Raw genomic sequence first — 12976 nt, 5'->3', positions numbered from 1 at the left:
CTATCCCCAGCCCGGCAAAGATGTGTCGGAGGGGCCCGTGCGCGCCGTTTAGTGTTCGGCTGTGGGGACATTCAGCGATGAGCAGCGCACCGATTCGGAGTTGCTCGCCGCCCACGTTGCCGGCGACCAATATGCGTTCGAGGAGCTGTTCCGCCGTCACCACCGCCAGCTCTACCGGCTCGCGCACCTCACCAGCCGCAACCCCGACGACGCCGCCGATGCGCTACAGGACGCGATGCTGTCTGCCCACCGCACCGCCCCTGCCTTCCGCCACGATGCCGCCGTCAGCAGCTGGCTGTACCGCATTGTGGTCAACGCATGTCTGGATCGGTTGCGCCGCAACAAGATCCGGCCGACCACCACGCTGCTCGACGAAGCGTGCCAAACCGGTGACCCAATGCCTCGGGTGGACACCGCGATCATGGTCGAGCGTGCGCTGATGCGGCTGCCCGTCGAGCAGCGCGCGGCGGTCGTGGCGGTGGACATGCAGGGTTACTCCGTGGTGGAGACGGCCCGCATGCTCGGCGTCGCCGAGGGCACCGTGAAGAGCCGGTGCTCGCGGGCCCGGCGCAAGCTCGCCGAGACGCTGGACTACTTCGCAATGGCCGACGAGGGAACCGCGGCGGCCTCGTCCTCGTCTAATCCTCCGGTGATGGAGACTGGCTGACGTCAGGGCAACCGGCGGGAGCAGGCGATGGACAGTGGCATCCAGGATGGCACCGAGGACGGCCTCGATCCTGCCGTGGTCGAGCGTGTCCGCCGCGATCTTGCCGAGCTCGGCGCCGACGCGGCCTCGGCGCCTGATGTGCCGCCGGAGGTGACGGCGCGAGTCGTCGCCGCTCTGCGGGCTCAGCCCGCCCATACCGTCCGGAGAGCCCCGTTACGACGCCTACAGGTACTCGGGCTGGTCGTCGGTCTCGGTGCCACGGTGGCCGGCGCCATCGTCGGCGTGACGATGTTGGGGCGCCCTGACGCCTCCCGGTTCCCCGCTGGGCCGACGGCCGAGAAGATCACCGTCGACCGGCCGGCCGCTATCCCGCTGCCCGAACCGCAGATCCTCGAACTGCTCGCCCAGGACCCCGACTACGGGCCGCTGGCCGATCCCCAGCGCCGCGGCTCCTGCCTCGGCGGCCTGGGCTACCCGCCTGGTACTGCGGTGCTCGGTGCCCGGCCCATGGACATGCGCGGACAGCCCGCGGTCCTGATGCTGCTTCCTGGCGATACACCCGAAGCCGTGATGGCCGTCGTGGTCGAACCGGGATGCAGTGGTGCTCACACCGGCCTGTTGGCGAAGTCCTTGGTCACTCGGACGTAATCTGTCCCCCAGGCCTGGCGGGAACACCCGCGCTTAGGCTGGTGTTACACCCGTGCCGGTTGCGAATCGGCAGAAAGGCGAAAGGCGCTCATGACCTCCAACCCCACGGTTCATGACCTGATCGTCATTGGATCCGGCCCTGCGGGCTACACCGCGGCGATCTACGCGGCGCGGGCCCAGCTGGCGCCGCTGGTTTTCGAAGGCATCCAGTTCGGCGGCGCACTGATGACCACCACGGAAGTGGAGAACTACCCCGGCTTCCGCGACGGCATCACCGGTCCGGAGTTGATGGACCAGATGCGCGAGCAGGCCCTGCGCTTCGGCGCCGATCTGCGGATGGAGGACGTCGACTCCGTTTCGCTGGAGGGGCCCATCAAGACAGTCACCGTCGGCGACGAGACCTACCGGGCGCGCGCCGTCATCCTCGCGATGGGCGCTGCGGCTCGCCACCTCGGTGTTCCCGGTGAGGAATCCCTGATCGGCATGGGTGTGAGCACCTGTGCCACCTGTGACGGGTTCTTCTTTCGCGACGAGGACATCGTCGTGGTCGGCGGCGGCGACTCCGCGATGGAAGAAGCGACGTTCCTCACTCGATTCGCCCGCAGCGTGACCATCGTCCACCGCCGCGAGGAGTTCCGCGCTTCACGCATCATGCTCGAGCGCGCCCGGGCCAACGAGAAGATCACCTTCCTGACCAACACCCAGGTGACGGCGATCGAGGGTGACCCCAAAGTCAGCGGTGTGCGGCTGCGCAACACCGTCACCGGTGAGGAATCCAAGCTCGACGTGACCGGCGTGTTCGTCGCCGTCGGCCATGACCCTCGCTCGGACCTGGTGCGTGGTCAGGTCGACCTCGACGAAGACGGCTATGTGCAGGTGCAGACACACAGCACCGCCACCTCCGTGGAAGGCGTATTCGCCGCAGGCGATCTCGTCGACCACATCTACCGACAGGCGATCACCGCGGCGGGCACCGGCTGCTCGGCGTCGATCGACGCAGAACGCTGGCTCGCCGAAATCGGCTCTGCCCCAAGCGATGAAGAAACCGCCACCCCCGTACGTTAGGAGTTACCACCATGACTGAGACCTCGGCCGGCAAAGCCACAGTCACCGTTACCGACGACTCGTTCTCCAGCGACGTGCTGTCGAGCAGTACTCCTGTGCTGGTGGACTTCTGGGCCACCTGGTGCGGGCCGTGCAAGATGATCGCTCCCGTTCTCGAGGAGATCGCCGGCGAGAAGGCGGGCGAGCTGACCGTCGCCAAGATCGATGTCGACGCAAATCCTGCGACCGCCCGTGACTTCCAGGTGGTGTCCATCCCCACGTTGATCCTGTTCAAAGACGGTGCGCCGGTGAAGCGGATCGTCGGCGCAAAAGGCAAGGCAGCCTTACTGCGCGAACTCGCTGACGTGGTGTAACGCCCCAATTCGGCCAGGTGGACACCGCCTGGCGTTTTCTCGATTCGCAGATCCGTCTGAGACAATGCCGTCTAGCGTTATTACGTCGTGCCGGCGTTGTGCGACCGCCGGCATCCGTGACCGAAAGGCCGCCTATGTCGAGTCTGCGTCGCGGTGACCGCGGGAGTGCGGTCACCGAGATCCGGGCTGCGTTGACGTCCTTGGGCATGGTCAGCAATCCCGACGACGACCTGACCACCGGCAGGCACGTCGCGCTCGACGCGTTCGATGACGAGCTCGACCATGCGGTGCGCGCATTTCAGCAGTACCGCGGTTTGTTGGTCGACGGAATCGTCGGCGAAGCCACGTACCGCGCGCTGAAAGAAGCCTCCTACCGCCTGGGTGCCCGCACTCTGAACCATCAGTTCGGCGCCCCCATGTTCGGCGACGACGTCGCGACGCTCCAGGCGCGGCTGCAGGATCTCGGCTTCTACACCGACATGGTGGACGGGCACTTCGGACTGCACACCCATAACGCGCTGATGTCCTACCAACGCGAGTACGGGCTGTACCCGGACGGCATCTGTGGCCCAGAAACGTTGCGCTCCTTGTATTTTCTTGGTTCACGTGTCACCGGCGGCTCTCCGCACGCGATCCGTGAAGAGGAACTCGTGCGAACTTCAGGGCCGCGACTGTCGGGCAAGCGGATCATCATCGATCCGGGCCGTGGAGGCGATGACCACGGTCTGATCATGCAGAGCCCCGACGGCCCGATCAGCGAAGCCGACATCCTGTGGGATCTGGCCAGCCGGCTCGAAGGCCGGATGACCGCAATCGGCATGGAAACGTTCCTGTCACGGCCATCCAACCGCGCTCCGATCGACGCCGCGCGTGCCATGACCGCGAACACGGTGGGCGCCGACCTGATGATCAGCCTGCGCTGCGCCACCCAGCCGAGCCCGGCCGCCAACGGCGTCGCATCATTCCACTTCGGCAACTCACACGGTTCGGTGTCCACCATCGGACGCAACCTCGCTGACTTCATTCAGCGAGAAGTTGTGGCGCGCACCGGATTACGAGACTGCCGCACACACGGCCGGACGTGGGATCTGCTGCGGCTCACCCGCATGCCCACGGTGCAGGTCGACGTCGGCTACGTGACCAATCCGCGCGACCGCGGACTGCTGGTCGCCAATCAGACACGGGACTCGATCGCCGAAGGCATCCTGGCCGCGGTCAAGCGCCTGTATCTGCTCGGAAAGAACGATCGGCCAACGGGCACATTCACTTTCGCCGAACTGCTGGAGCACGAACTCTCCGTTGAGCAGGCCGGGCGCGTCAGCCCGAGCTAGTTCTCACGCGGTCCCCTAACAGGGGCTGGCGCCCGCACCCACCGGCTGTTGCAGCTGCGCGGATTCCAGCAGTCGCTCCAACGCCGCCTCGACGTCCGCCTTCCAGCCCAACCCCTGCTCCAACTCGAGGCGCAGCCGCGGGAAATACGGGTGCGGCGAGACGACCACGAAGCCGGCGTCCTGCAGCACCTCGACGTCCAGCACACACTGGTCGACCGAACAGTCCCCCAACACCTCGATGATCGGGCGCAGGATGGGCGAAACCGCCTGCGGGTCCGTCAGATCGGATACGTCGGCGGTATGGCCAAACGCCTCGAGTGCGCGAACGCCGCGGCGCACGAGGTCGCCGACGACCGCGGCAATCAGACTGCGGGGTAAGAGATCTGCACCGTCCCCGGGCTCAACTCCGAGAGTGGTGAGCAAGACCGCGTCCGCACTGACCGGTCCCGACGGGAAGTGTCGGGCCCGCGGCACCGCGCGCGGCGGGGCATAGAAGGCGTAGCCGAGGCACGCCTCGTCGCCGGTCGGCACCGCGTCGTCTCCCATCGAGTCGGGACACTGCACCGCGATCTGTCCGCACGCACCCCACTCGAGCATGACCATCGAGAGCCACGCTTCCTTTTCGAACTCGGGGTCCCACAGCTGATCACCGCCCGCGTGCGAACCTTGCAGGGTCGACGGATCGACCTCCCAGAACACGCACCGTCGAGCGTGCTTGGGCAGCTGCTCGAACGCTTCGAGCCGCATGGGCGTGATACGTGGCGGCACTAGCCTCTCCGGGTTTCGCACGGTCCTGATGTGCACGGCTGCCACTCCAGGATAGAAGGACGCGGCGCAGATGGCCCTAAATCTCCGCTGTGAACTGCGCGCAGCGGCGTTATTGGCGAAAGCTGTTGATGCACAATCATTTTGCGTTCAGAGCCGACATCGACGGGCGCTCTCCCCAGGGTATGTGTCACAGTGACGTAATTACCGCGGGTAGGCGGTCAGCGGTCTGACGCGCTCATTAGTTCGACTATGCGTTGCAGATCCTCAACCGACCCGAACTCGACCACGATCTTGCCCTTACGTTTGCCGAGAGCGACGGTGACGCGTGTGTCGAAGGCCGTCGACAACCGCTCAGCAACGTCTTGCAGCCCCGGCATGTGAATCGGCTTGCGGCGCGGGGCCGTGGGAGCAGCGGGGCCAGCACTGTTGGCGAGCGTGACGGCCTCCTCCGTCGCACGCACCGAGAGTCCCTCCGCGACGATGCGCGCGGCGAGCTCCTCCTGCTTTTCCGCGCCGCCCTCGAGCGAGAGCAGAGCGCGGGCGTGCCCGGCGGACAGCACGCCGGCCGCCACCCGCCGCTGCACCGCGATCGGTAGCCGCAGGAGCCGGATCATGTTGGTGATGAGCGGACGCGACCGTCCGATCCGCGCGGCAAGTTCATCGTGGGTGACACCGAACTCATCGAGTAGCTGTTGGTAGGCGGCGGCCTCTTCCAACGGATTCAGCTGGACGCGGTGAATGTTCTCCAGCAAGGCGTCGCGGAGCATGTTGTCGTCGCCGGTCTCGCGAACGATGGCCGGGATCGTGGCGAGCCCCGCCTCCTGGGCGGCTCGCCACCGCCGCTCCCCCATGACAAGTTGGTACCGCGGCGTGGACTCGCCGGGGACCGCACGCACGACGATCGGCTGCATGAGCCCGAACTCGCGGATCGAGTGCACCAGCTCCGCGAGCGCCTCTTCGTCGAAGACAGAGCGCGGCTGTTTTGGGTTCGGTTCGATCGCAGACGGATCGATTTCGCGGTAGACCGCCCCGGTGGTGTTGACCGGACCGCCGATCACCACATCGGCGGCGGCATCACCCATCCGCAGCGAAGGGGCTTCACCGTCAGCCGGTCCGGTAGGGATGAGCGACGCCAGCCCGCGGCCCAGACCGCTGCGCTTGCCTTTGGGTTGAGTCATTCGTATCTCCTCATCGGCGGTTGTCGCTCTTCGCGCAAGGGCTCATCGGACCGTTGCTCTTCGCGCATGCGCTCATCGGCGCTCCGCGATTTCGCGGCTGGCATCCAGATAGCTCATCGCTCCCCGTGAACCGGGGTCGTAGTCGAGGATCGTCATGCCGTACCCCGGCGCCTCGGACACCTTGACGCTGCGCGGAATGACGGTCCGCAACACCTTGTTTCCGAAGTGCGCGCGGACATCATCGGCGACCTGATCGGCCAGCCGCGTGCGACCGTCGTACATCGTCAGGATCACGGTGGTGACGTTGAGCTCCGGATTGAGGTGCGCTTTCACCATCTCGATATTGCGCAACAGCTGACCCACACCTTCGAGGGCGTAGTACTCACACTGGATGGGAATCAGGACCTCCGGCGCGGCCACGAGTGCGTTGATCGTGAGCAGCCCCAGCGACGGCGGGCAATCGATGAAGACGTAGTCGAAGTTGTGATTCTTGAGGCTGGCGAGTGCGCCGCGGAGCCGCCCTTCGCGCGCCACCATGCTGACCAACTCGATCTCAGCGCCGGCCAGGTCGATGGTTGCGGGCAAGCAGTAGAGCCGCTCGCTGTGGGGACTGCGCTGGAGTGCGGCCTCCAGGGGGATCTCTCCGATCAGCACTTCGTATGAGGAGGGCGTGCCTTCCCGGTGCTCCACTCCAAGCGCAGTGCTGGCATTGCCCTGGGGGTCGAGATCGATCACCAGAACCTGGAGCCCCTGCAGGGCGAGCGCGGCCGCGATGTTCACCGCGGTGGTCGTCTTGCCCACGCCGCCCTTCTGGTTGGCGATCGTGAACACGCGCTGCCGCTGCGGCCGCGGGAGTCCACTCTTGGCGGCGGCATGCAGCAGACGCACGGCGCGCTCGGCCTCAGCCCCGATCGGCGTATCCACCGCGGGCGGTTCCGGCCATGGGTCGGTCTGCGCCGGTGCTCCGTCCCATGTTTCACGTGAAACATCCGCCGGCGTTGTTTCACGTGAAACATCGCCCTGTGGCGACGCTGCACCCGGCCGAGCACCCTTTGAGACTGGACTCATTCCCGCCTCCCGTCCGCCTGCCGAGGGTCGCCCGGACTCCGTCGGCGCGCTACGACGACGGTCGCGGGAGGATCCAAGACGTCCGCGCAGCATTTCATCACCCTCACATCGATCGCTCCGAGAGACGCCAGCGCACGCCGGTGTTCTCGAGCCTCCTCTTCGGCACGTTCTCCTTTGATGGCCAACATCTCGCCACCCGGACGCAGCAGTGGCATGCTCCACTTCGCGACCTTGTCCAGTGACGCCACCGCCCTGGAGGCCACCGCGTCCACCTCCCCCACCTCTTCTCGTACGGCCCGCTCCTCCGCCCTGCCGCGCACCACCGTCACGTCGATCTCGAGTTCCTCGATGACCTCGCGAAGGAAATCGCTGCGTCGCAGCAGGGGTTCGATCAGCGTCACCCGAAGATCGGGGCGAGCCAACGCCAACGGTATCCCGGGCAGGCCCGCGCCACTACCGATGTCGGCAACCCGAGCATTCTCGGGGAGCAATTCGGCAACGGCGGCGCTGTTCAAGAGGTGGCGATCCCACAGTCGGTCGACCTCCCGGGGACCAATCAATCCGCGTTCCACACCGGCGCCCGCCAATACCTCGGCGTACCGCCGCGCCCGCCCCAGCCCGGGTCCGAACAAGGTGTCGGCGGCCTGCGGCGCTGCCGACACCTCGTCATGTTTCACGTGAAACATCCTCCGGATCATCGCGGCCGACGGGCCCGTCTGGACGAACTACACAGATGTAACTCTGTCAGTCGACGAGAACGACGACGCGGCGCGACGGCTCCACACCCTCGCTCTCGCTGTGCACACCGTCCACCGCAGCGACCGCGTCGTGCACGATCTTGCGCTCGAACGGAGTCATCGGGGAGAGCTCCTCGCGCTCACCGGACTCCAGCACCCGGCGCGCAACCTTGTCGCCCAGGGCCGCCAACTCGTCGCGGCGACGCCGGCGCCAGCGGGCGATGTCGAGCATCAACCGGCTGCGCTCGCCCGTCTTCTGATGCACCGCCAACCGCGTCAACTCCTGCAGCGCATCAAGCGCCTCGCCCTTCCGCCCGACGAGCTTGTTGAGGTCGCTGCCGCCGTCGATGCTGACGATCGCGCGGTCCCCCTCGACGTCGAGATCGATGTCGCCATCGAAGTCCAGCAGATCCAACAACTCCTCGAGGTAGTCGCCGGCGATCTCGCCTTCGGCGACCAACCGCTCCTCGAGATCCTCCGAACCCGACGTGGTGCGCTCCTCGCCGGATTCCACGGCGACCGCTTCGTCGTTGCGCTCGGTCGTATCAGCGTCAGTCATATGTGTGTCTCTCCCTCATCTCCGGTTCGCACCGGTCGTCTTCGGGTTGGCCCACGGCCACCGGCCACAGGTCCCCCAGCGCTCTTACCGTGGGCCGGTCAGCGCTTACGTTTCTTGGGCCGTGAACCCGGTCGCGGGGTGGCACCCGGCCGTGGGGTTCGGTTGCCGCTTCCTGAAGCGGTCTTGCCCGGGCTCGACCCGGTCGCCTTGCCGTCCGACGAACCGTTCTCCGTCGCCTTGCCGTCGATCTCCACACCGTCAGACGCCGTGATCTCGGTGGGCTCGGCCGCAGCCTTCGACGGCTTCTTCGGCTTGGCGCCAGGCGCCGGTGCGTTCTGTGCGCGCCGTTCCTTGGCCTCGAGCTTCTTCGCCTCTTCCTCTTTCTCGATCATTCCGAACACATAGTGCTGCTGCCCGAACGTCCAGATGTTGTTGGCGAGCCAGTACATGATGATCGCCAGCGGCAGGAACGGGCCACCGGCGACGACACCCAACGGGAACACGTAGAGCGCCAGCTTGTTCATCATGGCGGTCTGCGGATTGGCGGCGGCCTCGGGACTTTGGCGAGCGACCGACGCGCGGCTGTTGAAGTAGGTCGCGATGCCGGCCAGGATCATCATCGGCACACCGACTCCGATGACCGCCCACCGGTTGAATTCGGTGAACGCCTCGAGGCCGTGCTGCTGGATCATCGTCGCGCCCAGCGGTGCACCCAACAGGTTCGCATCCAAGAAGTGCCGCACGTCCTCGGCGCTGAAGAAGTAGTTGCCCAGTTGCGCGTTCTCCTCCACCGACAGCCCCAACCGGCCGATGCCGGTCTGGGTCCGGTTGAAGGACATCAGCACGTGATAGAGCCCGAGGAACACGGGCAGCTGCGCCAGCATGGGCAGACAGCCGAGGATCGGATTGAAGCCGTGCTCGCGCTGGAGCTTCTGCATCTCCATCGCCATCCGCTGGCGGTCCTTGCCGTACTTCTTCTGCAGCGCCTTGATCTGGGGCTGCAACTCCTGCATCTGCCGGGTGGTCCGGATCTGCTTGACGAACGGCTTGTAGAGAATCGCGCGCAAGGTGAACACCAGGAACATCACCGACAGTCCCCAGGCGAAGAAGTTCGTCGGCCCGAGGATGAAGGCGAACGCCTTGTACCAGACCCACATGATCATCGACACCGGGTAGTAGATGATGTCGAGGCTGAACCAATTAAACACGCGTCTCGCTCTCTGCTCGCGATGTCTGGGTGCCCCACACATCGTCGGCTGCATACGGCTCTATCCGGTGGCCGTCCGCGTCGTCGCACGAGTCATGCGCGTCGCCGCCACGTTCCGGTATCGGGTCCCATCCTCCCCTATGCCACGGTCCGCATTTCAGCAACCGCACCACGGCCAGCCATCCACCCTTCACCGCGCCGTACTCCGTCAACGCATCGACCGCGTATTGACTACACGTCGGCATGAAACGACAGGACGCCGGCCGCAGCGGAGAGACCATGTGCCGGTAGAGCTGGATGACGTAGATGAGTCCCCGCGCAATCGATCGCGTCATCGCGGCGCTCCACTCTTCGGGAGCGCGCGGCTCAACGCGGTGCGCAGTTCTTGTTCGAGGCGAGCCGAGATCGCATACCGACTGCCGGGCAACGCCCGGATCACGACGCGGTCGGTCGTCTCGAGGTCGTCGATGATCGTCCGGGCCACGTGACGCAGCCGACGAGAGACGCGGTGGCGTTGCACCGCATTACCGACAGACTTCGAAACGACGAGACCGATGCGGGGACCTTCATCGCCTGCGTCATGGCGCAAGGTGTGCACCACGAGATCGGGCTGCACTGCCCGCACCCCTTGACTGACCGTGGCACCGAACTCGGACGAACGCGTCATCCGGTACCGCGCCGGAAGCACAGCGCTAGACCCTCGACGGATTCACCGGAGCGTCACGCAGTCAGCTTGCGGCGACCCTTGGTACGCCGACTCGACACAATCGCACGGCCGGCACGGGTCCGCATCCGCAGCCGGAATCCATGCACACGCGCGCGACGGCGGTTGTTCGGCTGAAAAGTCCGCTTGCCCTTGGCCACGGCTGTCTCTCCTCGTTTTCATCTGGCGCCCTACGTCTACACCGGTACTGAAAGTCATGCCGGTGGGACGCGGTTGCCCGTTGTAAGCTCGTCCGTCTTGCTTAGCCGGCGCGGTCTCCACAAATTCTGGGTCGCAGCCGTGCCGCCACGTGCGGGCGACTGTTCGAGGGTACTGACGAGATTTCCCTAGGTCAAACCGCACTCTCCCCCACCGCCGCGGGTGCGAAAATCTTCACAAATGCCCCAGCCGTCACGGCGTCCCAGCGCCACCAAAGTAACCCGAACGCAATGTTGCAGAACGGTTGGCACCCGCCAAGAAAACTGTTAGCTTCTGCCAATGTCGTTTTGATAACGAAACGACGACAGACAACGAAGCGGGGATGCCCACCAAGTCGCGAGCCCACAGACCGCACCATTGCTGTGACGAGCCCCGGCCAGCGGCGTTCCTGCCCGTAGACAACAGAACGAGGACGACTGTTCCTATTCCACAGCCTGTGGATAACTATGTGGACAGTTCGTCATCGTTCCTTTGGCCTTCCCTGAAATGGCCGCGAGGGGGTACGCGTCATTGACTGCTGACCCCGATCCACCATTCGTCGCCGTGTGGAACACGGTGGTAGCCGAACTCAACGGCGACATCGAAGCGGTCGGAGTGGCGAACGGTGATGCCGGCCCGGTCCTCACGCCCCAGCAAAGAGCGTGGCTGAAACTCGTCAAACCTCTCGTCATCACCGAGGGCTTTGCCCTGCTGTCGGTTCCGACGCCGTTCGTTCAGAACGAGATCGAACGTCATCTCCGCGAGCCGATCATCAGTGCCCTGAGCCGGCAGCTCGGACAGCGTGTGGAACTCGGCGTCCGCATCGCCGCTCCCGAGCACGACGAAACCGATGACTCCCACAACGGGTTGGCGGGCGCGGTCTCCGATCTCGACGACGACGTCGACGAAGATCAAGAGGCGCTGGCCAGTGCCGAGGAAAGTTGGCCCAGCTACTTCTCACGAGGCTCCCAGACCGCCGCGGTCGATGACGCCACCGCGGTCAACCTGAATCGTCGCTACACCTTCGACACTTTCGTCATCGGCGCGTCGAACAGGTTTGCTCACGCCGCGTCGCTCGCCATCGCCGAAGCCCCGGCCCGCGCCTACAACCCTCTCTTCATCTGGGGTGAGTCCGGCCTCGGCAAGACGCATCTTCTACATGCCGCCGGAAACTACGCCCAGCGCCTCTTTCCTGGAATGCGGGTCAAGTACGTCTCGACCGAGGAATTCACCAACGACTTCATCAACTCGTTGCGTGACGACCGCAAGGCGTCGTTCAAGCGCAGTTACCGCGATATCGACGTGCTGCTGGTGGATGACATCCAGTTCATCGAGGGCAAGGAAGGTATCCAGGAGGAGTTCTTCCATACCTTCAACACCCTGCACAACGCGAACAAGCAGATCGTCATCTCCTCGGACCGGCCGCCCAAGCAGTTGGCAACCCTCGAAGATCGGCTGCGCACCCGGTTCGAGTGGGGTCTGATCACCGACGTTCAGCCACCTGAACTCGAAACCCGCATAGCGATTCTGCGCAAGAAGGCTCAGATGGATCGTCTCGATGTTCCCGGCGATGTCCTCGAGCTCATCGCCAGCAGCATCGAGCGCAACATCCGCGAACTCGAAGGCGCCCTCATTCGTGTCACCGCATTCGCATCGCTGAACAAGACGTCGATCGATAAGTCGCTGGCCGAGATCGTGCTGCGGGATCTCATCTCCGACGCGAGCACCATGCAGATCAGCACCGCCGCGATCATGGCCGCGACCGCCGAGTACTTCGAGACCACCGTCGAGGAACTACGCGGGCCCGGTAAGACCCGTGCTCTCGCGCAGTCCCGGCAGATTGCCATGTATCTGTGCCGAGAACTCACCGACCTGTCCCTACCCAAGATCGGCCAGGCGTTCGGGCGTGACCACACGACTGTCATGTACGCCGAGAAGAAGATTCGCGGCGAGATGGCCGAACGCCGCGAGGTCTTCGATCATGTCAAGGAACTCACGACGCGGATCCGTCAGCGCTCCAAGCGCTGAATCCCGTTCGACTCCCCTCGTCTCAACCGTTGCAGAGGCTGGAATCCGCGTGATTCTCGTCGAACCACACGTGCGCGCCCAAAATTTCCGAAAAAACTTCCGCACCGTCGGCATCACTTGTCACACGCCGGCGATGTGCACACCGGTGTGGACAACTTGGGATGAACCGTCGAATGACACGCTGCTTGCTTCACAACCGCAGCCATTTCCACAGCCACCGAACAACAACCTCACATTGATCCACAGGTACCCCACAACACCGCACCGGCGGCACTCAGCGCAGATACCGGTTCATCCCCAGCGTCCACAGGCCCTAATACTGTTGCTTGTATATCTACCTAGAAAGTTCTTCGAAGAAGCCTGCTGGGGAACACGTGAAATCCTGTTTGTCAGAGCGGTTCGAAGAACCCCATGTCGGCGCGATCGATTAGCTTTCAAGTTGGGGCCGAAAGCTCTACCGTGTTCA

15 protein-coding genes are annotated in these 12976 nt (G+C 64.8%); 6 read left to right on the top strand and 9 right to left on the bottom strand.

Going from position 1 to position 12976, the window contains the following annotated elements; translation table 11 throughout:
* Positions 1–61 precede the first annotated feature (61 nt).
* The 5 genes from sigM to ACIA48_RS01525 all read left to right on the top strand — a co-directional run bounded on the left by sigM (position 62) and on the right by ACIA48_RS01525 (position 4064).
* Positions 62–667 (top strand): RNA polymerase sigma factor SigM, encoded by a 606-nt coding sequence (sigM, locus tag ACIA48_RS01545; RefSeq protein WP_396726980.1) that lies wholly within the window; start codon positions 62–64, stop codon positions 665–667.
* Between the two features lie 27 nt (positions 668–694).
* The gene (locus tag ACIA48_RS01540; protein ID WP_396726979.1) at positions 695–1315 is read left to right on the top strand and encodes a hypothetical protein; all 621 of its coding nucleotides are present in this window, start codon (positions 695–697) and stop codon (positions 1313–1315) included.
* 90 nt (positions 1316–1405) lie between these two features.
* On the top strand, positions 1406–2380 hold the full coding sequence (trxB, locus tag ACIA48_RS01535; protein ID WP_396726977.1) for a thioredoxin-disulfide reductase: 975 nt from the start codon (positions 1406–1408) through the stop codon (positions 2378–2380).
* A gap of 11 nt (positions 2381–2391) precedes the next feature.
* Complete coding sequence (trxA, locus tag ACIA48_RS01530; RefSeq protein WP_396726975.1) at positions 2392–2733, top strand: thioredoxin; 342 nt, start codon at positions 2392–2394, stop codon at positions 2731–2733.
* 134 nt (positions 2734–2867) lie between these two features.
* Complete coding sequence (locus tag ACIA48_RS01525) at positions 2868–4064, top strand: N-acetylmuramoyl-L-alanine amidase (RefSeq protein ID WP_396726973.1); 1197 nt, start codon at positions 2868–2870, stop codon at positions 4062–4064.
* 15 nt (positions 4065–4079) lie between these two features.
* Here the strand turns inward: ACIA48_RS01525 and ACIA48_RS01520 are convergent, their stop codons facing one another.
* The 9 genes from ACIA48_RS01520 to rpmH all read right to left on the bottom strand — a co-directional run bounded on the left by ACIA48_RS01520 (position 4080) and on the right by rpmH (position 10445).
* Positions 4080–4832, bottom strand: a complete 753-nt coding sequence (locus ACIA48_RS01520; protein WP_396726972.1) for an acetyltransferase — start codon at positions 4830–4832, stop codon at positions 4080–4082.
* Positions 4833–5050: 218 nt separating this feature from the next.
* Positions 5051–6010: a ParB/RepB/Spo0J family partition protein gene (locus tag ACIA48_RS01515; RefSeq protein WP_396726971.1), complete on the bottom strand. Its 960-nt coding sequence runs from the start codon at positions 6008–6010 to the stop codon at positions 5051–5053.
* A gap of 72 nt (positions 6011–6082) precedes the next feature.
* On the bottom strand, positions 6083–7078 hold the full coding sequence (locus tag ACIA48_RS01510; protein WP_396726969.1) for an AAA family ATPase: 996 nt from the start codon (positions 7076–7078) through the stop codon (positions 6083–6085).
* A complete protein-coding gene (gene rsmG, locus ACIA48_RS01505) occupies positions 7075–7755 on the bottom strand; it encodes a 16S rRNA (guanine(527)-N(7))-methyltransferase RsmG (protein WP_396726967.1) in 681 nt (226 codons plus the stop codon). Before rsmG ends, ACIA48_RS01510 begins: the two co-directional genes overlap by 4 nt.
* Positions 7756–7822: 67 nt before the next feature.
* The gene (locus ACIA48_RS01500) at positions 7823–8374 is read right to left on the bottom strand and encodes a protein jag (protein WP_396726965.1); all 552 of its coding nucleotides are present in this window, start codon (positions 8372–8374) and stop codon (positions 7823–7825) included.
* Between the two features lie 98 nt (positions 8375–8472).
* Complete coding sequence (gene yidC, locus ACIA48_RS01495) at positions 8473–9624, bottom strand: membrane protein insertase YidC (protein ID WP_396726963.1); 1152 nt, start codon at positions 9622–9624, stop codon at positions 8473–8475.
* Positions 9575–9916, bottom strand: a complete 342-nt coding sequence (yidD, locus tag ACIA48_RS01490; RefSeq protein ID WP_396726961.1) for a membrane protein insertion efficiency factor YidD — start codon at positions 9914–9916, stop codon at positions 9575–9577. Before yidD ends, yidC begins: the two co-directional genes overlap by 50 nt.
* Positions 9913–10269, bottom strand: coding sequence for a ribonuclease P protein component (rnpA, locus tag ACIA48_RS01485; RefSeq protein ID WP_396726959.1), 357 nt, complete (start codon positions 10267–10269; stop codon positions 9913–9915). The genes yidD and rnpA overlap by 4 nt, the downstream gene beginning before the upstream one ends.
* 32 nt (positions 10270–10301) lie before the next feature.
* Positions 10302–10445 (bottom strand): 50S ribosomal protein L34, encoded by a 144-nt coding sequence (rpmH, locus tag ACIA48_RS01480; RefSeq protein ID WP_014210243.1) that lies wholly within the window; start codon positions 10443–10445, stop codon positions 10302–10304.
* A 568-nt stretch (positions 10446–11013) separates the two neighbouring features.
* Between rpmH and dnaA the strand changes: the two genes are divergently transcribed.
* Entirely contained in the window at positions 11014–12510 is a 1497-nt protein-coding gene (dnaA, locus tag ACIA48_RS01475; RefSeq protein ID WP_396728434.1) for a chromosomal replication initiator protein DnaA, read from the top strand.
* Positions 12511–12976 lie beyond the last annotated feature (466 nt).

Origin of the sequence: Mycobacterium sp. NPDC051804, from assembly GCF_044452905.1 — a bacterium.
Classification (GTDB): domain Bacteria; phylum Actinomycetota; class Actinomycetes; order Mycobacteriales; family Mycobacteriaceae; genus Mycobacterium.
Note: the sequence above shows the minus strand (reverse complement) of the source record. Positions and strands in the feature narration are given on the sequence as shown.

Coding starts and splice junctions, on each gene's coding strand:
- ACIA48_RS01500 (WP_396726965.1), bottom strand. CDS start 8,374: ATGACTGACGCTGATACGACCGAGCGCAACGACGAAGCGGTCGCCGTG.
- yidD (WP_396726961.1), bottom strand. CDS start 9,916: ATGACGCGATCGATTGCGCGGGGACTCATCTACGTCATCCAGCTCTAC.
- ACIA48_RS01540 (WP_396726979.1), top strand. CDS start 695: ATGGACAGTGGCATCCAGGATGGCACCGAGGACGGCCTCGATCCTGCC.
- ACIA48_RS01510 (WP_396726969.1), bottom strand. CDS start 7,078: ATGAGTCCAGTCTCAAAGGGTGCTCGGCCGGGTGCAGCGTCGCCACAG.
- yidC (WP_396726963.1), bottom strand. CDS start 9,624: ATGTGTGGGGCACCCAGACATCGCGAGCAGAGAGCGAGACGCGTGTTT.
- ACIA48_RS01525 (WP_396726973.1), top strand. CDS start 2,868: ATGTCGAGTCTGCGTCGCGGTGACCGCGGGAGTGCGGTCACCGAGATC.
- trxB (WP_396726977.1), top strand. CDS start 1,406: ATGACCTCCAACCCCACGGTTCATGACCTGATCGTCATTGGATCCGGC.
- ACIA48_RS01515 (WP_396726971.1), bottom strand. CDS start 6,010: ATGACTCAACCCAAAGGCAAGCGCAGCGGTCTGGGCCGCGGGCTGGCG.
- trxA (WP_396726975.1), top strand. CDS start 2,392: ATGACTGAGACCTCGGCCGGCAAAGCCACAGTCACCGTTACCGACGAC.